Origin of the sequence: Janthinobacterium kumbetense (assembly GCF_023703445.1) — a bacterium.
GTDB classification, from domain to species: Bacteria; Pseudomonadota; Gammaproteobacteria; order Burkholderiales; family Burkholderiaceae_D; genus Janthinobacterium; species Janthinobacterium kumbetense.
The window spans coordinates 635,549-660,453 of the sequence record NZ_JAMQGR010000001.1 but is presented as its reverse complement, the minus strand read 5'-3'; the positions used below and the strand labels follow the sequence as shown (position 1 = coordinate 660,453).

Annotated in this window: 23 protein-coding genes; 7 read left to right on the top strand and 16 right to left on the bottom strand. The window is 64.8% G+C overall.

The genetic code is table 11. The features are described 5' to 3' along the window. Positions 1-24: 24 nt before the first annotated feature. From NCG91_RS02875 to NCG91_RS02830, 10 genes are all read right to left on the bottom strand, one after another. The gene (locus NCG91_RS02875; RefSeq protein ID WP_251348495.1) at positions 25-987 is read right to left on the bottom strand and encodes an NAD(P)/FAD-dependent oxidoreductase; all 963 of its coding nucleotides are present in this window, start codon (positions 985-987) and stop codon (positions 25-27) included. Further along, positions 974-1,426 carry an RrF2 family transcriptional regulator gene (locus NCG91_RS02870; RefSeq protein ID WP_251348494.1) on the bottom strand — a complete coding sequence of 151 codons (453 nt, stop codon included), beginning with the start codon at positions 1,424-1,426 and terminating at the stop codon, positions 974-976. The genes NCG91_RS02875 and NCG91_RS02870 overlap by 14 nt, the downstream gene beginning before the upstream one ends. A gap of 139 nt (positions 1,427-1,565) precedes the next feature. Then, the gene (locus tag NCG91_RS02865; protein WP_251348493.1) at positions 1,566-2,966 is read right to left on the bottom strand and encodes a cytochrome c; all 1,401 of its coding nucleotides are present in this window, start codon (positions 2,964-2,966) and stop codon (positions 1,566-1,568) included. Next, complete coding sequence (locus NCG91_RS02860; RefSeq protein WP_251348492.1) at positions 2,963-4,573, bottom strand: GMC family oxidoreductase; 1,611 nt, start codon at positions 4,571-4,573, stop codon at positions 2,963-2,965. The genes NCG91_RS02865 and NCG91_RS02860 overlap by 4 nt, the downstream gene beginning before the upstream one ends. A 9-nt stretch (positions 4,574-4,582) precedes the next feature. Beyond that, positions 4,583-5,107: a sorbitol dehydrogenase family protein gene (locus NCG91_RS02855; protein ID WP_251348491.1), complete on the bottom strand. Its 525-nt coding sequence runs from the start codon at positions 5,105-5,107 to the stop codon at positions 4,583-4,585. A 28-nt stretch (positions 5,108-5,135) separates the two neighbouring features. Then, positions 5,136-6,329, bottom strand: a complete 1,194-nt coding sequence (locus tag NCG91_RS02850) for a porin (protein WP_251348490.1) — start codon at positions 6,327-6,329, stop codon at positions 5,136-5,138. A 366-nt stretch (positions 6,330-6,695) separates the two neighbouring features. Then, on the bottom strand, positions 6,696-7,151 hold the full coding sequence (gene hpaR / locus NCG91_RS02845; RefSeq protein WP_251348489.1) for a homoprotocatechuate degradation operon regulator HpaR: 456 nt from the start codon (positions 7,149-7,151) through the stop codon (positions 6,696-6,698). 86 nt (positions 7,152-7,237) lie between these two features. Then, a complete protein-coding gene (locus NCG91_RS02840) occupies positions 7,238-8,197 on the bottom strand; it encodes a DMT family transporter (RefSeq protein WP_251348488.1) in 960 nt (319 codons plus the stop codon). Positions 8,198-8,257: 60 nt separating this feature from the next. Beyond that, positions 8,258-10,072, bottom strand: a complete 1,815-nt coding sequence (locus NCG91_RS02835) for a DUF885 domain-containing protein (RefSeq protein WP_251348487.1) — start codon at positions 10,070-10,072, stop codon at positions 8,258-8,260. 65 nt (positions 10,073-10,137) lie between these two features. Then, positions 10,138-11,169, bottom strand: coding sequence for a LacI family DNA-binding transcriptional regulator (locus NCG91_RS02830; protein ID WP_251348486.1), 1,032 nt, complete (start codon positions 11,167-11,169; stop codon positions 10,138-10,140). A gap of 106 nt (positions 11,170-11,275) precedes the next feature. Here NCG91_RS02830 and NCG91_RS02825 point away from each other — a divergent pair, with 106 nt between their 5' ends. Continuing rightward, a complete protein-coding gene (locus tag NCG91_RS02825; RefSeq protein ID WP_251348485.1) occupies positions 11,276-12,469 on the top strand; it encodes a phytanoyl-CoA dioxygenase family protein in 1,194 nt (397 codons plus the stop codon). A gap of 31 nt (positions 12,470-12,500) precedes the next feature. Further along, positions 12,501-13,619 (top strand): Gfo/Idh/MocA family protein, encoded by a 1,119-nt coding sequence (locus tag NCG91_RS02820; protein WP_251348484.1) that lies wholly within the window; start codon positions 12,501-12,503, stop codon positions 13,617-13,619. A gap of 14 nt (positions 13,620-13,633) precedes the next feature. On the opposite strand, the gene NCG91_RS02815 is transcribed toward NCG91_RS02820, so the two are convergent. Further along, positions 13,634-15,628 (bottom strand): glycoside hydrolase family 3 protein, encoded by a 1,995-nt coding sequence (locus NCG91_RS02815; protein ID WP_251348483.1) that lies wholly within the window; start codon positions 15,626-15,628, stop codon positions 13,634-13,636. Positions 15,629-15,850: 222 nt separating this feature from the next. Between NCG91_RS02815 and NCG91_RS02810 the strand changes: the two genes are divergently transcribed. Next, a complete protein-coding gene (locus tag NCG91_RS02810; RefSeq protein WP_251348482.1) occupies positions 15,851-16,882 on the top strand; it encodes a helix-turn-helix transcriptional regulator in 1,032 nt (343 codons plus the stop codon). A gap of 73 nt (positions 16,883-16,955) precedes the next feature. On the opposite strand, the gene NCG91_RS02805 is transcribed toward NCG91_RS02810, so the two are convergent. Then, entirely contained in the window at positions 16,956-18,239 is a 1,284-nt protein-coding gene (locus tag NCG91_RS02805) for a hypothetical protein (protein ID WP_251348481.1), read from the bottom strand. A gap of 77 nt (positions 18,240-18,316) precedes the next feature. Next, complete coding sequence (locus tag NCG91_RS02800) at positions 18,317-18,712, bottom strand: winged helix-turn-helix transcriptional regulator (RefSeq protein ID WP_251349211.1); 396 nt, start codon at positions 18,710-18,712, stop codon at positions 18,317-18,319. A 162-nt stretch (positions 18,713-18,874) separates the two neighbouring features. Between NCG91_RS02800 and NCG91_RS02795 the strand changes: the two genes are divergently transcribed. The 4 genes from NCG91_RS02795 to NCG91_RS02780 all read left to right on the top strand — a co-directional run bounded on the left by NCG91_RS02795 (position 18,875) and on the right by NCG91_RS02780 (position 21,236). After that, positions 18,875-19,447 (top strand): FMN-dependent NADH-azoreductase, encoded by a 573-nt coding sequence (locus NCG91_RS02795; protein WP_251348480.1) that lies wholly within the window; start codon positions 18,875-18,877, stop codon positions 19,445-19,447. 121 nt (positions 19,448-19,568) lie between these two features. Further along, positions 19,569-19,856 (top strand): putative quinol monooxygenase, encoded by a 288-nt coding sequence (locus NCG91_RS02790; protein ID WP_251348479.1) that lies wholly within the window; start codon positions 19,569-19,571, stop codon positions 19,854-19,856. Positions 19,857-19,935: 79 nt separating this feature from the next. Further along, positions 19,936-20,502, top strand: coding sequence for a hypothetical protein (locus NCG91_RS02785; RefSeq protein ID WP_251348478.1), 567 nt, complete (start codon positions 19,936-19,938; stop codon positions 20,500-20,502). After that, entirely contained in the window at positions 20,502-21,236 is a 735-nt protein-coding gene (locus NCG91_RS02780) for a hypothetical protein (RefSeq protein WP_251348477.1), read from the top strand. Before NCG91_RS02785 ends, NCG91_RS02780 begins: the two co-directional genes overlap by 1 nt. Before the next feature lie 2 nt (positions 21,237-21,238). On the opposite strand, the gene NCG91_RS02775 is transcribed toward NCG91_RS02780, so the two are convergent. The 3 genes from NCG91_RS02775 to NCG91_RS02765 all read right to left on the bottom strand — a co-directional run bounded on the left by NCG91_RS02775 (position 21,239) and on the right by NCG91_RS02765 (position 24,858). Continuing rightward, complete coding sequence (locus NCG91_RS02775) at positions 21,239-21,550, bottom strand: hypothetical protein (RefSeq protein WP_251348476.1); 312 nt, start codon at positions 21,548-21,550, stop codon at positions 21,239-21,241. A gap of 97 nt (positions 21,551-21,647) precedes the next feature. Continuing rightward, positions 21,648-22,160, bottom strand: a complete 513-nt coding sequence (locus tag NCG91_RS02770) for a hypothetical protein (protein ID WP_251348475.1) — start codon at positions 22,158-22,160, stop codon at positions 21,648-21,650. Positions 22,161-22,422: 262 nt separating this feature from the next. Then, on the bottom strand, positions 22,423-24,858 hold the full coding sequence (locus NCG91_RS02765; RefSeq protein WP_251348474.1) for a penicillin-binding protein 1A: 2,436 nt from the start codon (positions 24,856-24,858) through the stop codon (positions 22,423-22,425). Positions 24,859-24,905 lie beyond the last annotated feature (47 nt).

The window sequence follows — 24,905 nt, the reverse complement described above, 5'->3', positions numbered from 1 at the left end:
CCAGCACGTACCACGGCCCCGGCATTAGGCCGCCGGGGTCAGTCCGAACATCAGCGAGCGGTGCGCTGCCACGCCAGCCATGGCGCCATCGGCCACCGCGAACGCCACGCTGCCGGCCATGCGCCCCGCGTCGCCGCAGCAAAAGACGCCAGGCACGCTGCTGGCCTTTTGCTCGTCGGTGCGCACGAACGGACCCATGGCACCCTCTTCCAACGCGCAGCCCAGCTCACCGGCCAGGGAACTGGCCAGGCGGGTGCGGGTCGCCACGAACAGGCCGGCCATCGCATGGCGGCTGCCGTCCTGCATGACCACGTCGGCCACGCCGGCGATCCGCGCCACGGGCGCGCGCACCACCGTGACGCCGCGCGTGGCCAGCTGCTCCAGCTGCGCGCCATCGGGTTCGAACGCGCCATTCAGGAAAAAAGTGACCGTGCCCCAGTCGGGCAGCATCAGCGCATGGTGCATGGAGAGGGGGCCGGTGGCCAGCACGCCGATGGCGCCTTGCTCCAGCTCATAGCCGTGGCAGTACGGGCAGTGAAAGACGCTGCGGCCCCAGCGCTCGGCCAGGCCATCGACGGGCGGCAATTCGTCGATCACCCCGGTGGCCAGCACCAGCCGGCGGCCCCGCACGCGCATGCCATCCGCCAGGGTCACGTCGTAGCCTTCGCCGGCGCTGCTGACCGCTGCCTGCACGGCCATCCCGTCCAGCCAGGTGACGGTGGCATACGCCAGCAGCTGCGCCTTGCCCTCGGCCGCGATGGCAGCCGTCCCGCTGCCGTCCTGGGTCAGGAAGCCGTGGGAATGGCTGGCGTAGCGGTTGCGGCGCTGGCCGCCGTCGACCACCAGTACGCGGCGGCGGGCGCGCGCCAGCTGCGTGGCGGCCGACAGGCCCGCGTAGCTGCCGCCGACGATGATGGCGTCGAACGGGACATCGAATGCGGCGGCAGGCGTGGCATCGCCTCCGCCCTGGGATTCAGGAATGGTCATGCGGTGCTCCTTGGTGTGTGGCGTATTGTTGGCTGAAACGTTCGGCCAGGTCGGCCAGGGTGACGGCGCCAAAGCGCCGGATCAGCAGCGCCTCGGCTTCGTCGAAGGCGCCGGCCAGCGACTGGTTGACCACCTGCTCGACCAGGCAGCCCGGCTGATCGACGCGGTTGCCCATGGCGAAGACGGTGGGCGAACCCACGGCCACGTAAATGTCGTGCAGCGTGACGCGGTGCAGGTCGCAGACGATGCGCCAGCCGCCGCCGTGCCCCTTGACCGAAGCCACGTAACCGCGCTCGCGCAAGCCGGCCATCACGCGCCGCACCAGCACGGGATTGGTATCCAGGTAAGCGGAGAGTTCCTCGGACGTCATCGGGCGTCCCGCGTGGGCCATGTGCAGCAGCACATGGAGGATCGATGATAGTTTGCTGTCGCGTCTCATGTAACTAATAATAGTACATAATTTCCACAGATGCAAACCAGTTGCAATATCAGGACGTAAAAAAGGGCCGGAGTATTCAGCCCGGCCCCTGCCTGTACTTCAGCGTCTGTACTTCAGCGCCTGTTGTTCGCGGCTGCTTCTATGCCTGCTTGCGCCGGCGTCCCCGCCACCACAGCAGCAATGCCAGCAGCACCAGCACGCCGACGATGATGCCCGCGCGGGCCAGGCCGATCAGGTTGGACGGCGCACCGCCGTTGCGCAGGGTCGTCACCTGCTCCGCCGTCACCTTGATGGCGGGATTGCCGTACATCTTCTGCACGTAATTGCCGAGGGTGACGATCTGCTCGTCCGACAGGGTCTGGCGGAAGGCGGGCATCAGGTGACCTGCATGGGCACCCCTGCCATCCTGCCGCTCCACGCCGTCGAGTATCGCCATCACTAGGTTGTTGCTGTTGCTGCGGCCCGTCACCGAGTTGTGGAACAGCGGCGGCAGGCTGCCGTCGAAACTGCCCTCGCCCCTGGCCTGGTGGCAGCTGGCGCACTGCGCATCGTACAACTGCGCACCCGACATCTTGTTCAGGTTTTGCGGCAGCGGCACGCCGCGGATGCTGGCCAGCTCGTCGCCCGCCTTGCCCCATTGCGTCACCGACTGCGTGTCGGCCTTGTCGCGAATGGCCGGCACGCTCTTGACGTAGTGCGCGATGGCGTGCAAGTCCGCGTCGCTCAGGTGCTTCAGGCTATGGTCGATGGCTTCGGCCATCGGTCCCGCGGCCTGCGCCTTGTTGGCGGTGCGGCCCGTGCGCAGGTAATCGACCAGTTCCTGCTGGCTCCAGCCGCCCACGCCGCTGTTGATATCCGACGTGATGTTCGGCGCATGCCAGGTGCCCAGGTCAGCGCCTCCCAGCTCCTTCGACAGCTGCTCGGCCATCAGCGCATTGCGCGGCGTGTGGCAGGTGGTGCAGTGGGCCAGGCCTTGCGCCAGGTAGGCGCCCCGGTTCCACTCCATGCTTTTCGCCGTATCGGCGACGAAGGGCTTCTTGTCGAGGAAGAGCATGTTCCAGCCCGCCATCGACAGGCGGATGTTGAACGGGAACGGCAAGTCCGTCGTCTGTGCCGGCGCCGCATCCACGGCCGCCACGCCGTGCATGAAGTAGTCATACAGGGCCGCCGTATCCTCGTCCGTCACCTTGGCGTAGGCCGTGTAGGGCATGGCCGGGTACAGGTTGGCGCCGTCGGCCCGCACGCCATGGCGCACGGCGTCGGAAAACTGCTTGAGCGTGTAATTGCCGATGCCGTGCGTTTTCGACGGCGTGATATTGGTGGCAACGATGGCGCCCAATGGCGTCGCCAGGGACAGCCCGCCCGCCATCGGTTTGCCGCCAGGCACGCTATGGCAGGCGATGCAGTCGCCGGCCGTCGCCAGGTAGCGGCCGCGTTCGATCGCCGCCGCATCGGGCACGCCCTTGTCGGCCGCCAGCACGGGCATGGCCGCGAGAGACAGCAAGACGGCGCCCGCCGTCAGTCTGAAGGCCGCCATCATGCTGTGCCTCCCTGTTGTTCGTCGAGGATGTGCTTGACGGTGCGCAGCGCCACGGCCAGGCCGTTTTCCGTCGAGTTGCAGGTGCCGGACGTGGGCAGCACGCCGGTGCTGCACAGGAACAGGTTGGCGTGGTCGAAGGTGCGGCCCCACTGGTCGCACACGGCCTTGGCGGGGTCGGAACCCATCGACAGGGTGCCGCAGATGTGCTGGTTGTTGGCAAACACGCCTTCCTTGCTGTGGCGCAGATTGGTGCCGCCCATCAGCTTGGCGATCTGTTCGAAATCCTGCTTCGAACGCTCGTGGCCACGCTTCGTATACTCGTCGATCGAATAGTGCGCCTGCGGCTTGGGGATGCCCATGGCATCCTTTTCGCTGCTCAAGGCAATGCGGTTTTCCGGGTTCGGCAGCACTTCCAGCACGTTTTTCAGGCTCATTTCGCGGGCCGAGCGGAAACGCAGCTGCTGCTCGAATGCCTCGCCAAACACGCCCTTGCCGATCAATTCCCTGGTGGCGCCGTCGACGCGCGAGATGTTCGTGAAATCCAGGCGGTACGGCGAGTGCTCGCTGCGGAAGTCGCCATCGCGCATGGTGTTAATGGAATTGGGGCTTTGCGGGCCCCGGCCCAGCCACAAGTCTTCATCCGCGTCGAAGGTGATCGAGGTGCTCGGGTGGTCCATCAGGTTGCGGCCCACCATGTCGCTGCTGTTGGCCAGGCCGTTCGGGTATTTGTCCGAGGCGGAAACGAGCAGCAGACGCGGGCTTTCGATGCCGTTGGCGGCGAGGATAAAAGTCTTGGCCGTGACCCGGTGGCTTTTCTTGTCGACGTCGTAGTACAGCGCGGCCGTGATGCGGCCCTGCGCGTCGTGTTCCAGCTTGTAGACGTTGGCGTTGCAGACGATCTTCACGCCCGCGTCCTCCGCCTGCTGCGCGGCGATGCCGCCGTGGTATTGCGCATCGATGGGGCAGATCGGCTGGCAGCTGTTATTGCCGCAGCAGGCCGGGCGGCCATCGTAGCTGACGCTGTTGCGCGCCACCGTGTTGCCGACCACCTTGAACGCGGGGTCGAGGCGCTCGCGAATGCGGCGCATCGCGTACGGCTCCGTCACGGGGTCCATCGGAAACGCCTGCTTGCGCGGCGAACCCGTGTTCTCGGCGCCCGAGACGCCCATGATCTCTTCCGCTTCCTGGTAAAACGGCTCCAGGTCTTCGTAGCTGATCGGCCAGTCGACGCCCACGCCATACAGGGTATGGATGCGGAAGTCGTTCGGCACATTGCGCCACGCTTGCGCGGCCCAGTGCCACGACGTGCCGCCGAACTGGCGGATGTATTCGGCCGGATATGGATACGGGCCGGCCTGCACCAGGTAGCCGTTATCGGTCGGCTGGTAGATCGGGTGCGGCGCCGTGGCGACGGACGGATACGGCGACATCCAGTCGCTGCGGCGCGTCGTGTTGCGGAAACGGGCGACGATTTCGCCGCGCGACACGCGCGGTCCCGCTTCCAGGATCAGCACCGAGGCGCCGGCCAGCGCGAGCTTGCGCGCAGCCAGGGAGCCGATGATGCCGGAACCGATCACGAGGTAATCGGCAGAGAGTTCTTCAGCCATGAGGGCTCCTTAAATTGGTTTTCTGGCCCAGCTGCCGTAGGCGCCGTAGGAATACGTGGGAGGTTTCAGCACGTCGGCCACGACGGCCGCGTTCAACGCCTGCTCGTAGGCGACGCAGACGGCCGCCTCGCCCGTGCCGACGATGCCCAGGTACCAGGCGCTGGCGATCTGGCGCGGCAAGGCAGCCAGCGGCGACTGGGCCGGGTCCAGCCCGTCGAGCGCTTCCTGCAGGCCGGCCGCCTGCAAGCCTTGCGCATTGATCAGCGCCAGCAGCGCGCGCACCTTCGCCGGGAAGGCCGTATCCTGCGCCACCAGCGCGTCATACAGGCGCCTGGCCAGCACGGGGTCGAGCACTTGCCGCCCCACCAGCATGGCCGACACGCCCAGGAAGGCGCCCTGCTCCGCATTGGCGACCGGTTCGGCCAGCGCCCAGGGAATCAGCGCCGCGGCCGAAGCCGACAGCAAGCCGGCCAGCACCATGCGGCGGCCGGGATTGAGAGGGCCGCGGCCCTCCTTGTGATGTGTAGCGTCCACTTGAAGCTCCCGTGAGTTCAGCAACCGTTCAGAAAGAATGCTTGAGACCGACCATGACCACCGACTGGCCGCCGGTCGACGACGGCGTGCCGTTTTGCGAATCGCCGACCGAGGCGACGGCGTTGACGATGGCGCCGTCCTGGCCGAGGGTCTGGCCGCGCGCCAGCTGGCGCGCCTCGATCAGGTAGATGGCGGTGCGCTTCGACAACGCATACGTCTGTTCGAACGACAGCTGGCGGTAGCGCGCGCGGTCGGCGATGCCGTTGGCGTGGCTGGCGAAGGTGTCGCTGTAGCCGGCGGCCAGGAACCACTGCGGCGTCAACTGGTAGCTGGAGATCAGGCCGGCCGTGTTGAAGATGGCCGTGTCGCGGAAGGCCGAGCGGCTGCCCGCCTCGTATTGCACGTTGCTGGCGTTGGCGCCCATCATCCACTTGCCCATGGTGTAGCGCGCGCTGGCGGCGACGAATTGCACGCTTTCAGCCGAGGCATAGCCCTGGTTGATGGCGGAAATGCCGAAGCTGCCCGAAGCATTGCTGTTCCAGCCGCCCTGGGTGCTCATGGCCATGGCGCTGGCATTGTTCTGGCCGTTTTTCAGTTTCAGGTAGCCGAGCGCGAATTCGGCTGGCGAGGTGCTGTACTTGACGGCGGCGCTGAAGCTGCTGCCCACGGCGTTGCCGTCTGCCGCTTCGCCAAAGCCGTACTGCGCGCTGGCCTGCAGGCCGCGCCAGGCCGGCATGCTGTAGGTGACGGAATTGCTGATGCGCACGGTCGTATCGAGGCCGTCGATATCGCCCGGGTGGGCGCCGGTCGCGCCCGTCAAGACATTGCTCGACGCCAGCGAGCCCACCAGCAGGTAGTACGGCGTGTACTGGCGTCCGGCCGTCACGCTACCGTAGGCTGCCGATTGCAAGCCCACGTAAGCCTGGCGGTTGAACAGGGAACTGGCCGAACTTTGCGCGCCCGTATCGCTTTCAAAGCCGTTTTCCAGCAGGAACAGCGCCTTCAGGTCGCCGCCCAGGTCTTCCACGCCCTGGAAACCGATCTTGCTGGCGGACAAGTTGCCGCTGCGCATGTAGGTGTTCGAATTGCCGCCCTGGTTGCTGGTGTACGCCATGGCCGCGTCGACCACGCCGTAAATGCTGACATTGCTTTGGGCGCAAACGTTTGCGCCGATGAGCGTGGAGACGGCCAGCGCCGCAGCGCGCATGCATGTAGTGTTCATTTTTTCCTGACTTTCCTGTTTTATAGTACGCCCGGCCGGCATTACCGCCGTGATGGCGACATACCGGCTGTGGCGCCGCGTTGCGGCCCCATACAGCGAGTGGGACGTCCGCTTTTCTTCTTGATTTGGATCAAGTGGAGCAAATTATACGCTTATTTACTCACATGTAAGTGATTGACTGCAAGGCGTAGTCTTATAGCAAAACTTTCTTGTGTCTTATAGCAAAACCGTCAGGCATGCGGGCGCACGCCCGGCAGGATGCGGAAATACGCGGAACAGGCATGGGGAAAGCAGCGGCGGCGCGTGTCGAAAAACACGCGCCCGGTGGCTAATCAGGCAGGCGGAAAAACGGGAAAAGCGGGATGGTCAGCGCAGTATGGCGGGCGCCACCGGCAGGGTCTCGAGGGCAATGAAGGCTTCCAGGGTGCGGCGCATGTCTTCGAACACTTGCTTGCCGTAGGCCGCTTCCAGGTGTTCATATTGCAGGTCGATCAGCTTACCCATCTGCAGCAGCAGGCTGGCGCCCGCTTCCGACAGGTGCACCTTGCGGCGGCGCTGGTCGCCTTCGAACTTGCTGCGCCCGATCAAGCCGATTTCTTCCATGCGCGCCAGGATGCCGCTCATGCTGGGACTGGAAATCTGGCAGATCTCGCACAGTTCGCGCGGTTCCAGGGTCGGGCTTTCGTTCAGCGCGCGCATGATGCGCCACTGCTGCTCCGTCACGCCGAAGTGATTGAGGATGGGGCGGAAATGCTGGAGCAGGCTGTCGCGGGCCTTCAGCAGCAGTTGCGGCATGTTCGGATAACGGATCGGTAGCTGCAAGCGGAACTCCCTGGGTGGGCGGAAAATTAGCGTAATTATACGGCCCGGCCACTGCAAACGGCAGGCCGGCAACGATGTATTTTTCGCTACGTCCGCCCTGCCTCCTGCCCTGCTCCCTCCTCCTGCGCATGTCGCCGCACGGACCACAGCACGCCCGCCGTCAGCAAGACCATGGCGGCCCACTCCAGGGGCCGCGGCATGCGCTGCGCGTAGACGAAGCCGTACAGCAGCGCGAACAGGGTTTCCGACAGGATCAGCTGGCCCGACAAGGTGACCGGCACCAGGCGCGACGCCAGGTTCCACAGGTAATTGCCGATCACGGAAGCGCCCAGCGCCAGCAGCAAACACACGAGCCAGTAGCGGTGCCAGTCGCGCGCCGGCGCGTCGTCGGCGCCGCTTGCCTGCTGCAGCGCCAGCATCGCGGCGCCGACGACCAGGGCGATGACGCCGCTGGCCAGGCCATACAGCATGGCCCATTCCACGGAACTGAAATGCGCGTGGCGCTTGAGGAAACGGGCATTGTCGAGCGCATACCAGGTCCAGCAGGCGAGCGCGCCAACGGCGCACAGCACGCCGGCCAGCTTGTGCGCCAGACCGGCGCCGCCCGCGCCGCCTGCATGGCTGAAGATATCGACATTGATACAGGCGATGCCCAACGCTACCACCAGCAGCGGCCAGGCCAGCTGGCGCAGCGGCAGCGCGCCGTGGTCCTTGCGGCCCAGGATGGTGACGCTCAGGGGCAGCAAGCCGATGATCAGGGAAGTGGGTGCCACGCCGGCCAGCTTGACGCCGTAGGCCAGCAGCAGGTAATACACGACATTGCCGGCCAGCGCCTGGCGCAGCATGGCCAGCCAGTCGCTGCGCCGCAAGCGCCGCAGCAGGGGCAAGAGACGCGGCAGCATCAGGCCGGCCGCCAGCGCGCCATAGCAGATGTAGCGACCCACCATCAGCTCGACCGGGGAAAAATCCGGCAGCAAGACGGGCACAATGAAAACGGCGCCCCAAAAGGCGCCGGCCAGCACACCACATACGATCCCACGCCACATGCCTGCCACTCTCACGTTTTCATTCAAGGGCGCCAGTATGGCATGCGCAGGAGACCGCCGTCAGCCCCCGGCTTTTCTCTGTGCGGGGATGAAATGTTCGCGCACGGCCCTGGCCAGCAAGTCCGGCGGCAGCAAGCCCTGCCCCAGCAGGAAATTATTGAAGGCCAGGCGGTCGAATCTGTCTCCCAGCGCCAGCTCCGTTTCCGCGCGCAGCTGCAGGATGCGCGTGTAGCCATAGAAATAGCTGCCCGCCTGGCCCGGCGCATTGAAGGTGTAGCGGTCCAGCTCCTGACGCGCCATCGGTTTCGACAGCATCACCTCGTCCGTCAGGATGCGGCCAGCCTCTTCGCGCGTGACCTGCCCCAGATTCAGCATCGGGTCCAGCATGGCGCGCGCCGCGCGCAGCATGCGGAACTGCAGCGCGATGAACTGGCCTTCGGCCGGCTCGTAGGGAATCATCTCCGCTTCCGCGTACAGCGCCCAGCCTTCCACGTTGACGCTGTTGAACGCGTACAGGCTGCGCGCCTGCGACACGCCCCGCTCCACCATGGCGCTGAACTGCAGCTCGTGGCCAGGGCGGCCCTCGTGCGCGCTCAGGGTCCAGGCGGCGCCCGCGAAATTGAAATCGTCATACGCCTCGCCCTTGCCGCTGGCGGCGGGATTGCTGACGGGGAGGACGAACTGGCCGTGTTCTCCCGTATTGCCGATCAGCGGAGGCGGACGCATATGCGGCGCCGGCTGGGCCGCCGATTCGGCGGCGGACGCCAGGCGCATGGTCATGGCGCGCGCAGGAATATCGACCACGCGCTGCCGGGCGATGCGTTCTTCAAGCTGCGTATTGACGCCCTTGTAATGCGCTTCGAGCTGCTCGTTGGGAATCGACGCGCTTTTCAGCGCGCGCAGCACCTGGCGGTAATCGCTGCCGTCGACACTCTTGAGCGACATTCTCTCCGCCACCACGGGCGCCAGCGCCTGCATGGCGGCGCGCGTTTCCAGGTAAGCCACCTGCGCCCGTTCGACCAGCGCGCGCGGCTCGATATCGATGCCCACCTGCTTCAGGCGAAACGCATACAGCTCGGGCGCCATGCGGAAATCCGTGCGCGACAGGGGCAGCACCACCTGCTTTTCCCACGCCGCATACTCGGTCAGCTGCTGTTCCATGGCCGCCAGCGCGCTTTCCGCGCCCGCGATCTGCATGTCGGCGAACAGCTTGCGGATACCGGCGACATACGTCGGCACGTTTTCCAGCGACTGCTCCACCTGCAGGCGCACGGGTCCCGCCAGGCCGGGCTTGCCGATTTGCTCCGTGAAGCGCGCCTTCGCCTGCTGCGTGATCGGCGTGCTGCCCGGGTATTGCCCGACATAGCGCTGCAGCCGTTCCAGCGCCTTGGCGCGGCGCGCGGCCGGGCGCTGTTCCTGCAGCAGGCTTTGCATGCTGCCAAAGACCATTTGCGGCACATCGACCCACGGCAAGGCGTACTTGGCTTCCAGCAGGGCGCCGGCGATTTCCTGGTCGACGGCCTGCGTCAGGATTTGCAGATCCTGGCGGATGCGCTCATCCTTTTCCGCCGCCAGCTTGCGCTGCAATTGCGCGCGCGCCTGCTGCATGGCTGCCACATAGCGTTCCGTGATCTTCGGTCCCAGGTCGGCCGCCAGGCCATCGTACTGCGCCAGGCCCGTGTCGGAAGCGTTTTCAGGCGAGAACTGCGCCTGCGCCGCCAGCACGATGGCCGCGTTGCGGTTGCTGGCCTCGACCCAGGCCGATGGGGCGGCGGCTGCCGCAACTGCGGGGGCGGCGGCCATGGCCGGCATGGCAAACGCGGTGGAGAGCAAGGCGGCAAGCACGGTCTGATGCAATTTCGGGATGACGGACATCGGGGGATTCCTTCGAAGGTGAGCGATGAGCGAAGCGGCGAGTATCGGCCAGCCTCGCATGCCTGTCAATTCAGGGCGGGCAGGTTCCACGGCGTGACGACCTGGATGGCGGACAGGCAGGCCGGCTGCGCCAATGCCGGCAGCGCGCCCTGCGCCCGCAGGATTTCCTGGCAGGCGCGGCGCATGTCCTGGCCCAGGTCGTGGTGCAGCACGGCGTGGATAGCGCCCGACTTGAGCAGCGCCAGGTTGTCCGCGTCGAGGTCATGGCCGATGAAGACCTGGCAAGGCCGGCCCGCTTTGGCGAACGCCTGCACGATGGCTGCATTCCCGCCGCCGATGGAATACACGGCGGCGATGCCCGGATGGTCGGCCAGCGCCTGCCGCACCAGCGCGCCCGTGGCGCCGTCGATGCCGTGGCCTTCGCTCACTTCGACGACGCTCAAGTGCCGATGCCGTTCGCGCAGCGCGCGGCGAAAGCCGATCTCGCGCTCTTCCTCGCCATGAAAGCGGTTGCTGCTCAGGGTCACCAGCACCTGCTGCTGCTTCCTGCTGCCCAGCCACTGGCCGACCAGGTAAGCGGCCGTCTCGCCCGCCGCCCGGTTATCCATGCCCACATAGCTGCGGCGCGCGGAAGCCGGCAAGTCCGTCACCAGGGTCACCACGGGGATGCCGGCCGCCGCCAGCCGGTTCACCGCCCCGGCCACTGGCGGCAAGTCGGGCGCCTTGAGCAGCACGCCGTGGCTGCCGTTCTTGCGGATGTGTTCCAGCAGGTCGACGATGCCGCCCACCTCCAGGGTTTCATGCAGGTGAAAGCGCGAACGCAGCACGGCCGGATGCAGCGACGGCAGCTCCGCCTCCAGCGCGGCGCGCACGGCATCCGTAAAGCGGCGCGGCGCCACCATCAGCACGTCGAGCATGAATTTTCTGCCGGACAGGCCCACCTGCGTGCTTTGCCGCGCCAGTTCATCCAGCGCCTGCATCACGCGGCGCACCGTATTGGCGTGCACGCCGCCGCGCTGCTTGATCACGCGGTCGACCGTGGCCACGCTGACGCCGGCCTGCAGCGCCACGACCTTGACGGGGAAAGGATGCGTCACGTGCTCTCCATTTCGGATTGATGGTTTTTTGATGGATTTTCTGATGAAAAATGCGGATTTTCATCCCTATACTGATTCTACAACTTAAATAATCAGGAGACACCGCATGCACATCACCAACGCCGGCGCCCAGCCACCCGCCCCGTATTGGCTGACGCCGGAAAGCTGCGACCTGCAAGACTTCATCGGCACCGTCAGTTGCCGCACGGCGCTGGCCGACTATCCCCACGCCGCCGCGGTGCAGGAAAATATCCTCGTCTACGACTGCGACGCCGTGCGCGAACTGGCTGCCAATCCGGCCTCGCTGCGCGCGCTGCAGGCCGAATGGGGCAAGGCGCTGATGGACGGTCCCGGCGTCATCGTGCTCAAACGGGCCGTCACCGACATGGACACGCTGGAACAGGCGAATCGCGTGTTCCGCGACCTGATCGCCGGGCAGCATGCCAGCGGCCAGACGGCAGGCGACCATTTCGCCAGGCCGGGCGCGAATGACCGCATCTGGAACGCCCAGCAAAAGCTTTGCCTGCGCGCGCCCGTAACGTTCGCGCGCTACTACGCCAATCCCGTCTTCGCCTGGATATCCGAGGCCTGGCTGGGTCCCGCCTACCAGATGACGGCGCAAGTGAACGTCGTCAATCCCGGCGGGGCCGCCCAGGCGCCGCACCGCGACTATCACCTGGGCTTCCAGAGCGCCGCCGCCTGCGCCGCCTATCCCGCGCCCGTGCACCAGATGTCTGCCCTCTTGACCCTGCAGGGCGCCGTCGCCCATTGCGACATGCCGCTGGAATCCGGTCCCACCCTGTACCTGCCTTATTCGCAGCGCTACCGGGCCGGTTTTCTCGCCTGGCAGCAGCGGCCGTTCCGCGACTATTTTGCCCGGCATTGCGTGCAGCTGCCGCTGTCGAAAGGCGACGCCGTGTTCTTCAATCCCGCCCTGTTCCACGCGGCCGGGCATAACCGTTCGCCCGACATCCGCCGCATGGCCAAGCTGCTGCAAGTGTCGTCGCCATTCGGGCGCGCCATGGAAACGCTGGACCGCCGCGCCATGAGCGCCGCGCTATATCCCGCCTTGCAGGCGCTGCGCGCGCAGGGTGCCCTGGATGACGCTGGCGTCGGCCACGCGATCGCCGCCTGCGCCGAAGGCTATGCCTTTCCCAGTAACCTGGACCGCGACCAGCCCATCGATGGCATGGCGCCGCCCACGCAGCAGCAGCTCATGCGCGAAGCGCTGGCGCAGGACTGGCCCGCGGCCCGCTTCCTCGACGCCCTGGACAGCCACGCCTGGCGCCAGCAAGCCTGAATCCCCTACGCGTCACCCTCGGAGACTCCCTATGCAAGACATCCACATCGGCCTGATCGGCGCCGGCTACATGGGCAAGGCCCACACCATCGCCTACAAGACCGTGCGCAGCATCTTTCCCACGGCCCGCAACCCCGTCTGCGCCTGCATCGCCACCAGCAGCGAAGAAGGCGCGGCGCGCAGCGCGCGGGAACTGGGCTGGAACAGGTCCACCGGCGACTGGCGCGCACTGGTCAATGACCCCGCCATCGACGCCATCGTCGTCGCCACGCCGCCCGCCACGCACAAGGACATCGTGCTGGCGGCGCTGGCCCTGGGCAAACCCGTGTTTTGCGAAAAGCCGCTGGGCATGACGGCCGCCGAATCCTTGCTGCTGGCGCAGGCGGCGGAAAGCGCGGGCGTGGCCAACATGGTCGGCTACAACTACATCCGCACGCCCGCCAGCCAGCTGGCGCGGCAGATCATCGAATCGGGGGAAATCGGCGACATCATCCACGTCGCCGCCGAGCACGTGGAAGACTACCTGCACGACCCGCGCGCACCCGCCTCCTGGCGCACGCGGGAAGCCACGGCAACGCGCGCCGGCGCGCTGGCCGACGTGGGTTCGCACCTGCTCAACCTGGCCCTGCGCCTGGGCGGCCCCGTCGACTCGCTGGTGGCCGACATGAATACCGTGCATGCGCGGCGCGACGGCCCGCATGGCATGGAAGCGGTGGACAACGACGACCAGGGGAATCTGATGCTGCGCTTTGCCAGCGGCGCGCTGGGCGCGCTGACCTTCAGCCGCGTGGCGGCCGGGCGCAAGATGGGCTACACCTACCGTATCACGGGGACGAAAGGCGCCATTGCGTTTGATCAGGAAAGCCAGAATGCGCTATGGCTGTACGACGCCAGCCGCCCGGCGCAGCGCCAGGGTTTCCAGCGCCTGCTGATGGGACCCGCCCACCCCGACTACCTGGCGTTCAGCCAGGGAGCCGGGCACGGCACGGGCTACAACGAGCAAATCGTCATCGAGGCGCGCGATTTTCTGCAGGCGATCGCCAGCGGCCAGCCGGTCTGGCCCACCTTCCGCGACGGCTACGAGGTGGACCGGCTGATAGCCGCGGCGCTGCGCTCCGTGCAGGAGCGCAGCTGGATTACCGTGCGCTGACAGCAGGAGCGTTATCAGTACCCCATGCCGTAACCGAACTTGTACAGCGGATGGGCCGTGTCATACGGCACGTCCGATTTCTGCACCTGCACTTCGGCCATCGACGATGGCAGTTCGAACGGCAGCTTGCCTTGCGGTTTGGCCTTGCCCGTCAAGACGTCGAACAGCGCGCCGTCGCTGACGCCGAAGTTGGCGAGGATGGCGCTGGCCTTGTCCTGCACGTTGCCAAGGATGGCCGGGCGGTCCAGGTAGACCGTCACCACCGTCTTCGGCGCGTATTTCGCCGCGTTCTTGATGGCTTCGTAGTCGGCGTCGCCATCGACATAATTCAGGCGTCCTTCGTGCTGCATGCTGCCGAAGATGTAGTTCGGGTGCAGGATTTCATACGGCGCGGCCACGCGCAGCAGGGCCACGTCCGCTTCCTGCGGCGTGGCGACCACCGTGTAGCCATACTGCTTCGCCACGGCCGCATCGATGCCGTACAGGTAGACCTTCTTGACGGTGGTTGCCAGCGGCAAGACCTTGTCCTTGTTTTCCAGCAAGACCAGCGAGCGGCGCTGGGCTTCCAGGCCCGCCTCGATGAAGTCCGCCTTGCCCACGGTGGTCGCCGCCTTGGCCGCATCGACGAACGGGTGTTCGAACAGGCCTTGCTTGAATTTCTGGATCAGGATGCGCCGCGCCGACGCGTTGATGCGCGCTTCCGTCAACTGGCCCCGCTGCACGGCTTGCGTCAGGTAGGGCGCTTCCGTCACGCCGCCAAACTGGTCCATTCCGGCCGTGACGGCTTTCACGTAACGCTCGGCCTTGGTGGCGTTTTCCATGCCCCACGGCGTGCCGAAGCCGATGAAGGAAGGCGCCACGCTGGCCGGCGTGCCGTTACGGCAGTTGGCGTCGCAGTCGGAAGTGATGCCCCAGTCGGACAGGATCACGCCTTCGAAGCCGTATTTACCGCGCAGCAAGTCCGTCAGCATGGTCTTGCTGAAACCGGCCGCCACCTGCTCCAGGGTGATGCCGTCGATGGTGATGTTGCCATCCGGCAGCGCGTAGGTGGGCATGACGGAAGCCGCCTTGGCCGTGAAGGCGCCCTCGAACGGCTTCACGTGGTAGGCGAAGTTGTTGCCCGGATAGGTCATGTAGCGACCATAGTAATTGTGGCCGTCGAACCCCTCTTTCGTAGCGCCGTAGCCGACCCAGTGCTTGACGACGGCCACCACGCTGCCGTCGTGCAAGCCCGTATTGCCGTCCTGGAAGCCTTCGATATAGTGCTGCACCATGCGCTTGGCCAAGTCCGCATCTTCGCCAAAGGTGCCGTTGATGCGCGACCAGCGCGGCTCGGTGGCCAGGTCCGCCTGCGGCGACAGCGCTTGCGTGATGCCGACGGCCAGGTATTCCTGGCGCGCGATGTCGCCGAAGCGGCGCACCAGCGCATCGTCGCCGATGGCGGCCAGGCCCAGGGTTTCCGGCCACTGGGAAAATCCCTTGGTGCCGGCGCTGGCGCCCACCGTGTACTGGAAATGGTGGCGCGGGTCCGTGCTGATGGACACGGGAATGCCGTGGCGCGACGTTTCGCTGATTTCCTGCACCTTGTTGTACTGGGACGCCATGTTGGCCGTATCGCCCGCCATGCGCGTGATGAAGGTGTTGACGTACTGCTTGACGATCAGGTCTTGCAGGGCCGTCAAGTCATACGCGCCACCGAGGCCGATGCCGGAAGGGTCGGACACGGTGGGCGCCGTGCCGTGCATCATCAGGCCGGCCTTTTCGTCGAGGCTCATGCGCGACAGCAGGTCGTCGGCGCGCGCCTCGGCGGACAGGCGCCAGTCTTCGTACGGGTCGATCTTGCCGTTGCGGTTCATGTCCTTGAAGGTATAGCCGTCGACCTTGAGCTGGCTATAGGTGGTGGCGCCGAACACGGGCTGCGTGTATTCCTCGCTGACGGTGTCGTTGCCGCAGGCGGCCAGGGCAAGCGTGGCGACGCAGCCGGCGACCATGCGGGCCATCGGTTTCATAGTGCAATTCATCATTATCTCCAAGACTGTTTTTGTAGGTATCCGGGTGGCATCAGGGCCAGCCCGAAATCAATATAGCGTGAGAATGCGTGAGTTTCTTGACCGCACAGCACGCGTTTTATACCCGCGAGAACAATTTTTGGTTAGACGGCACGACAACCAACAATCTCCTACAAAGTGCTAATATTTGTGAAAAATTACTACAACAAGCAGGAGACACCCTTGCACAAACCCGATACGCGCACGGTTTCGAACCGTATCGCGCAGCAATGCGCGCGCGCCATGCAAGCCGATGGCCACGACCCCGCCGACTTTTTCCGGCAGACGGGCATCACGCCGGCGCAGCTCGAGGAGCCGGGCGGACGCATCAACGCCGAGCGGCACCGCCGCATGACGGCCTACGCCCAGCAGCTGCCGCAGCACCGCGGCTTGCTCGACCTCGACGTGACGCACTGGTTCGCGCATTACTCGGGCATCGCCCACGTCTGCTTCAACCGCCCCACCCTGCGCAGCGCCCTGCACGAGCTGCTGCACTTGCGGGGCCTGATCGGCGAATTCGACTTCATGCTGATGAGTGAGAATGGGACGCGCATCGAGATCGAATACCTGTCCGAGTTTTGCCCGCTGGGGGGCGCCATGCAGGCGCTGGCCAATTTCCGCATGCTGTCGCTGGTGGCGCGCGCCTACGACGATGGCGCAGCCACGGCCTTCCATGCCGGCTTCCAGGGCAAGGCGCCGTGGTTCGCGCCAGCCATTGGCGAGTGCTTCGGCGCCGCCGCCACCTTCGGCCAGGCGCGCAACACGCTGACGTTTGACGCGCCGGCGCTGGACCGGCCTTTCGCCCAGTTCAACGCCATGCTGGCGCCGCACGCGCTGCGGCACGCGCAGGGACAATTGCAGCAGTTGCAGGGCGCGCAGCTGTTTTCGGCCCGCGTGGAGCAAGCCATCATCGATTTGCTGGGCCAGCAAGCCGACGCCGATGGCGCCGCGCTGCTGCCGGCCCTGTGCGACGGCCTGGCGATGAACCGCTGGACCCTGCAGCGCCAGCTGCAGCAGGAAAAAACGTCGTTCCGCGCGCTGGAACTGCGCGCCAAGAGCCGCGAATCGCGCCGTTTGCTGCGCGAAACGAGCCTGAGCGTGGTGGAAATCAGCGAGCGCCTGGGCTTTTCCTCGCAAAGCGCGTTCACCCGCTTCTTCAAGACCCAGTTCGAACTGCCGCCGGCGCGCTACCGGAGCGATGCGGCCGGACTCTAGTCAGGCAGATCCGTCGTGCGTCGAACCATCAGCTGCGCCAGACGATGGCGCAGCTGTCGAGTGCGGGTGACGCTCAATAACCATCCATGAACAGCACCATTTCAACGCCGCGCATGGTCCACGGCCCCGTGCCGCCCTCTGGCAAGGGCATCGCCGGATGGTTGCCGGCATTGAGCAAGCCGCAAATGTCGCGGACCAGCGCACTGCCGGCCACTTGCGCGCTCCATTTGCGGTAACCGTCGGGCCAGCGCAGCCGAAGCGGGCGCGGACGGCTGCCGCCACGTCCGGCAACGGTGCCGATACCGGGAAACAGATTGCCGGGCGCGGACTGCCCGTTGGCCGACAATAGATGGTCGAGACGCGAAATCAGCGAGGTCGCGACCCGGCTATCCCAGATGACTTGCGCGCAGCCAGCCGCCCGGGCGTGATCGTGGTGGGCGGTGGCAAAGGCCGCCACCTTGGTCCAGCCGCTGTTCATCAGCGCGGCAGCCTTGCCATCCGCGGCCAGCGCGGCGCGGAACACGGCTGCGACATTGGCCGGCGTCACCGTGCCGTGTTTTTGCGGCACGCCTCCCCAGCTGAAAATCGCCACCGCCAAATCGACGGCCTCGCCTTGCTGCTGACCGTCCCAGTCGCGCCCGTCCTCCAGGCAAAGGGCCAGCTGCGCGGCCGCCGCAATCAAGGGCTTTGTCTTCTGCGCCGTGCCGGCATAGCCCACCGACTTATGCGGCCAGAAATACGCGAGCAGGCGCCGGTCCCAGCCCGTGACCGGGGCACCGATATTCTGCCGGCGATACCGCGGCTGGAACGGGGTCTGGCCGATATCGGCGATCAGCAATTGCAGCAGCTGGCGCCGGTCCAGCGTGCCGCCTGCCGGTACCTCGACCGTGCTGGCGAGCGCGGCAATCGCCTGCGGATCGGACCACTGCATGGTGACCACCGCCACGTCCTCCCCGGTGCCCAGCTCGACGTCGGAGCAGATCAGCTGCTGCGCCTGCAGCGCCAGCTGCGCGCGCACGCCATCCGGCAAGCCATGCCAGTACGCCAGGCATGGCGCGGTAAATTCCACGCAATCCACGTTTCTGCCGCCCAAGCCATGCGGCGCCTTGACGCGCTCAAACCATTGCGCATTGTCAACATGGTCGAACAGTGCGCGGGAGGTTTGCCGCGTATTGCGCTGGCTGCTGAGCAGCCGGCAAGCGACGTCAAAACTGCAGGCGTAGTGCGGATTGGCGCGCAAGCGCTCCGCCAGCGATTTATTATCGCCATACACGGGCATCGGCTCCACGCCCAGCGCATGGTCTTTCCACTCCTGGCTCAACTCATCGCACACGGCCAGCAGCAAGGCAAGATCCACGGCTTCCTTGCGGGGGTAGAATAATTGTATCTGGGGCATTGTTTCACTTTCTCGCCAAATGGTTTGCAGCGCCATGCCTACTCCGCCGCTGGCGACTGGTTCGCCGCCCTCGCATCAAACGCCAGCCGCGCCGCATCGATGGCGTCGCGGTGGCCATGGGCCCAGGCGCCCAGCGCGCTGATGGGGATCAACAGCGAGCGGCCCAGGTCCGTCAGGGCGTAGTCGACGCGCGGCGGCACGGTGGGAAACACGGTGCGCGTCACCAGGCCGTCGCGTTCCAGCCCGCGCAGGGTCAGGGTCAGCATGCGCTGCGAGATGCCGCCGATCAGGCGGCGCATCTCGTTGAAGCGCTTGGTGCCATTGCCCAGCAATATCACCACCATCACGCTCCATTTGTCGCCCACGCGGGTCAGGATATCCGTGATCGGGCGGCAGGAAGCGGCCACGCCCGCATGGCCGCCCTCGTCACGCATGCGCCGTTCCAGCTCCGCTCCTTGCGCGGCGGCGTCGCCAATAGTCACATCCGTGTGCCCCAGTGTGGAAAAAGTGCCTTCTTGTGCGTTCATTTGATAGTCACTATATTTAACTCGGTTACAAAAACATACCACATGATCATACCACCCAAGAAGGCCTACATGAACATCCTGCACATCGATTCGAGCATCCTCGGCGAGCATTCCCTCAGCCGCCAATTGTCCGCCGCCATCGTCGCCCGCCTGCAAGCGGCCGCGCCGGGCGCCACCGCCCAGTACCGCGACCTGGCCGCGCAACCGTTGCCGCAATTTACGGCCGCGCCCGGCGCCGCCGACGCTGCCGCCTTGTCCGGCGCGCTGGAGCAAGTGCTGGCCGCCGACGTCATCGTCATCGGCGCGCCCATGTACAACTTCGCCATCCCCAGCCAGCTCAAATCGTGGCTCGATGCGCTGGCCGTGCCCGGCAAAACGTTCCAGTATGGCGCCAACGGCCCGGAAGGCTTGCTCGGCAGCAAGCGCGTGATCATCGCCTCGACGCGCGGCGGCTATTACGGCGCCGACACGCCGATGGCCGCCCTGGAACACCAGGAAAGCCACCTGCGCGCCTTCTTCGGCTTCCTCGGCGTCACGCAGATCGAAATCGTGCGCGCCGAAGGCGTCAAGGTCAGCGACGACGCCAGGGCGCAGGCGTTGACGGCCGCGTTTGAACAGATCGGCGCACTGCAGGCAGCGTAAGCGGCGGCGGATTTTCTGGCTGCGACGGAAACTGTTTCGGCGCAGCCAGACTGGACATGACAGGCATGAAAGTCCAGGATGCGCTAAGCTGCATCCGCCCCACCACTACACAAGGACCACCATGACCCTGACCGTCGTCGCCACCATCGATGCCCAAGCCGACCATACGGACGCCGTGCGCGCCGCCCTGGAAGCCGTCGTGCCGCCGAGCCGCGCCGAAAGCGGCTGCCTGCGCTACGAATTGCACCTCGACAATAAGATTCCCACGCGCTTCATCATGCTGGAAGAATGGACCGACAAGGCGGCCCTGACGGCGCACTACGCGACGCCCCACTTCCTGACCCTGGTGGCCGCCACTGACGGCAAGACCGTCAAGATCGACGTGGCGGAATTAAGCAAGCTGAAGTAACGGCCAGCAGCGCGTTCAAGCGCGCGGCCATCTTGGCAAGTTGCCATCTATAATATGGCAACTTTTCTTTATGGCCATCATGACATCCTTTTCCAAGATACCAGGCGCCCTTGCGGCCGCCGCCTTTACTTTCTGCGCGGGCGCCTCGGCGCAAGCTCCCCTGACCAAACTCGTGGGCGACTACAACCTGGCCTCGTCGGCGACCGTGCCGGCCAGCACCTGGGGCTATTCCAAGGGACGCATTTCGGTCAAGCAACTCGATGACCAGCATCTGATGATCGTCCTGTCGTGCGAGTGGAAACGCGAGCCGAAAGCCGTCTGCGGCGACTATTTCTATGCCCAGCAGCGCGACGACGGCCTGTATCTGCAGGACATGAATACCTTCGCCATGCGCCTGTACTTCGATCCCGCCTCGCGCAAGCTCACCATCATCTCGCGCGGCGCCGACGCGAAACAGAGCGTGCGGCACGACGTGTTCGCCGCCACGACGGCGCCGCTCACGGACCCTGCCCTCGTGCGGCGCATGAAGCGCGAAGTGTCGAATGCCGACAGCAAGGAAAACCGGCGCGTGTTCGGCCCCTACACCAAGTGGGCTTATCAAGAAAACCGCATCGAATTCCAGCGCCAGGACTTGACGGCGCCGTGATGCCGGACCTGGTCCAGCCCCTGCGGCGCCAGCTGCTGCGCCTCGCCGGCGCCCTGCTGTGCTCGCCCATGCTCGCGCGCGCGGCCGACGACGGCCTGCCGCGCGACGTGCGCCAGCGCATCCTGGCCACCCTCGACGCTCCGCTGCCCAAGGTGCTCAATGTGCACCACCTGGCGCTGATACGGCGTTTCAACATCGGCTGGTCGCCCGTGGAAAGCGGCGCGCCCATGCTCAATCCGGAGCACCCGCTGGGCAATGGCGATACCCTGCAACTGGCCATGCAAGCGATCGCCGGCAAGGATGCAGCCCTGGCCGCGCAGCGCCTGATGGAGGCATCGCTGCTGCTGCCCCACTTCGTGCAGATGGCCGACCTGAAGCCAGGCAGCTATGCCAACGGCAAAACGCCGTTCACCCTGACTGCGCGGCACCTGACGCTGCTGCGCCAGCAGTCGTGGCTGACGGTGGAAATGCTGGGCATGGGCAGTGCGGAGGATTACCTGGCCGAAGGCTATTGGCCCACCCCGTCCGTCGACGGCAAGCGGCCTTACGGCAATTTTACGAATTACCCGGTAGAAATGGCGCAGGCGCTGGGCCTGACCGTGCGCCGGCAGGCGGATGGCAGCCTGGCCGTCAAGCCTGCGCTGAGAGAAGAATTGAAAGCGCTGCACCAGCAGACGCTGGCGGCGCTGCAAGTGTTCGTGCGCGAAGCGGGGTTGAGGCGCAATACACGCTAGTGTCAGTCGTCAACGTCTGCCGCCGCGTTCAAACGCCCCCAAGGTGTTGGATGATATATCTCCTTACCGAATATATTCGGCCCTTCCCCTTTAGTTTCCATGCCTGCAATCCAGAAAGGGACATAAGTTTTTTTCATGGATTCGTAACTCGCAGCAGGAACACATCGCGTATTGGTTTGCGCCAGTAAATTATTTAACTGTTCCAGACTCAATCCGCCCAAAACCCCAGCATAGATAATGGCCCGCTCCGCAGGAGTGCGAACCCGATCGCTACACCGCTCTTCACAGGTTCTGGAATCAGTATTTCCCTCCATTACTTTCCTCCCTCTTAAAATAATCTAAATTTATACATCAACTTTCTGGACCATCTACCGTACTTATAAATCGGAACATTCCGACCAAAATCATCAATCATTCCCCCGCCCAGAACAATCCATAGGCAGCCCGTTTGTAAAGATGCTCTGAAAAACCCGTATTTTCAAGCGATATCTGACGGGTGCATATGAAGCGATCAACTTTTCGTTTATTGATCATTTTTTCGCTCCAATTAGAAATAATTAGTAGGCCTTCAATATCATCGACAGTTTCCGAGTCAGGGACCTCGTGCATGTCTTTCAAGATTGGCGTACCAAGCGAAATATGAAATGTCTTTTCAGGATACTCTTCACGTAATCTCGCGATTCTGGCGATATGGTCGGCAGCACGATGTCGCTGCGATGTAGATTGAGAAAATACTTTCCCGATGTAGTACGGCCACCATTCTTTCTCATGAATGGCAATTATGGCGTAGAAGTAGGCAGTCGCATCTTCCTCAACCAGCCCATGAAACAACACGTCATGCGTCACTGGAAGCGACCAGTCAACCTTCACTTGAATCTCTACGGAGTCCGGACAAGAAAAATAGAAAGGAGTATCTTTATTCATCGTATCACCTTAATAAAATAGAACACTGAAGTTCCATATAATAAACTCAAGAACTCCAAACGGACGTGATTTTCCTGCACTTCGCTAAAGACTGTGCGCAAACCGATTTCATCCTGATTCGCCCGAAACAAACTGGAGCACAGTTAGCGACATGCTATGGCCAAGTTTCTGCCTTCAAGTGCACCGCGTGACGAACAGCAACGAGGATGGCACGATATGAAACCCGAAGGCCGCAATAACGACGCCATATAGAAGTGTCATCTCAATCCGATGGCAACGGAAGCGGCGCAGGTGCGGGAGCCGCCTCCGGCACCGCCTTGCCATGCGACTCCTGTCCGCCCTCGCCTTCGGCCGGCATGGCCAGCGGCGCGGCCGGTGCGCCTTCCTGCAGCAAATCGCCCGGCTCTTCCACCGGTTCGTCCGCGGGCTCGTCGACCGGCTCCACGTGGCGCAGCGGAGGTGGAGGCTTGCCGCCAGGGAAGATCGCGTCGCGCGACAGTTTTCCCGTGTCGAGCGCCGTCTTGAAGAAGTCGCCCACCACCAGCACGGCATTGTGACCGCCCTGGCCCCAGTAATTGCTGCGCATGGTGACCCTGGCGTCATTGAAACCGACCCAGGCGCCGCCCACCAGTTCCGGATGCATCAGGATGAACCAGCCGTCCGCATTGTTTTGCGTCGTGCCGCTCTTGCCCGCCACGTCGGAGCGGATGCCGAAGCGGCTGCGGATGGCCGTGCCCGTGCCGCGGTCGATGACGCCGCGCATCATGTCCGTCAGGGTGGCCGCCGATTCCGCCTTCATCGCGCGCTGCGGCTTATCTTCGCCAAAGCGGGCGATGACCTTGCCTTCGCGGTCCGTGATGTGCGTGACGACGAACGGCAGGCGCGCCTCGCCCTGGGCCGCGATGCTGGCGTAGGCGTTGACCATTTCCAATAAAGTGACGGGACTGGTGCCCAGCGCCAGCGACGGCACTTTTTCCAGCTTGCTGTCGCGGATGCCCAGCGCGCGCGCCAGCTTGATGATCGGCGGCAAGCCGACGTCCTGCATCACTTGCGCCGTGATGGTGTTTTTCGAGTACACGAGGCCGTCGCGCATGGTCATGTCGCGCCCCGTCGTGCCGCTCATGTCCGTCGGGCGCCATATCGTGCCGTCGGACGCCTTGATATCCATCACGGCATCGCGGTAGACGTGCTCGGGGCTCAGGCCCTTTTCCAGCGCCGCGCCATACACGATGGGCTTGAAGGTGGAGCCGGGCTGGCGCGCCGCCTGCGACACGTGGTCGAACTGTTCGCGCGCAAAGTCGCGGCTGCCCACCCAGGCGCGCACGGCGCCCGTGGCCGGGTCCATGGCCGCGAAGCCCGCTTCCAGGCGCGTCTTCGACTTGCGCAAGGCCGCCATGAAGGCGCGGTCGCCCTTCAGTTGCGCCAGCGCGTCGTCCGGCGTGGCGCCGGCCGCCGTCAGCTTGCGGTAGTCGCCCGACTCGCGCACGAAGGCGTCGAGCAGGGCCGGATGCGATTTCCAGAAATAATCGAATGGCACGCTGCCGCCCTGCATGCCCGCATACATGCCTGTCGACGTGGATGACGGCACGCCCGCGCGGCTCCATTCCACGTCGGCGATCGCCTGCAAGGCATTCGCCTGGCGCTCGACGGCGCGCTCGGCCGCCTGCTGCAAATCCTGGTCCAGCGTGGTGTGCACGATCAAGCCGTCGCGCTCCAGGTTGTAGTCGTTCTCGTCGGCCCAGTCGATCAGCCACTTGCGCACATACGCCGTGAAATGGCTGTCCGATTGCGCCCGCTCGCTCTGGCGCTCGAAATGCAGGCGCAGGGGACGCTTGATCAACTGCCTGTAGCGCGCCTCGTCGATGACGTCATGTTTGCGCATTTGCCCCAGCACCACATTGCGCCGCTGCAAGGATCGTTCGGGATTACCGACGGGATTGTAGTAATTCGTGCCCTTGAGCATGCCGACCAGGGTGGCGCTTTCCAGGATGTCGAGGCGCGACGCGGGCTTGTCGAAATAGGTGCGCGCCGCCATTTCGATGCCGTAGGTGTTGTACAGGAAGGGTACCGTGTTCAGGTAGGCTTCCAGGATTTCCGTCTTGCTGTAGGTGGCCTCGATTTTGAGGGCCGTGATGAGTTCCTTCAGCTTGCGGTTCAGGTTGCGCGAGCGGCCGATTTCCTCAGGGAACATATTGCGCGCCAACTGCTGCGTGATGGTAGAGCCGCCCTGGGGGTTGCCTCCCGCCGTATGCAGGACGGCGCCCGCCGTGCGCGTGAAATCGATGCCGTGGTGGTCATAGAAACGGTGGTCTTCCGTCGAAATCAGCGCGCTGATCACGTTCGGCGAAATCTGTTTTAACGTGACCCGCTCCTGCAAGCCCTGGTCGAAGCGGGCCAGTTCCTCGCCGTCCGCGCTGACCATGGTGCTCGGCGCGGCCGCGCGCGCCTGGCGCAAGTCGTGGATGCTCGGCGTCAGGGGGATCAGCAGCAGCATGTACAGGATCACCAGCGCCAGCACGGCCAGGAACGACCATAGCCCCAGCACCAGCGCGCGCCGCACGGGCGGCAAGGTCATCAGGTGCGCGTGGCCGCGCCGGTACAGCGCCACCGCCTTTGTCCACGCCACTCCCGCCACGCGCACGGCTTGCGCGCGCGTCCATGTCCATGCCTGCCGTGCTTTTTCCTGAAACTGCTCCATGCCTGATGCCATGCTTGTAACCTTGTCTGATGCCGGATGATCCGTTT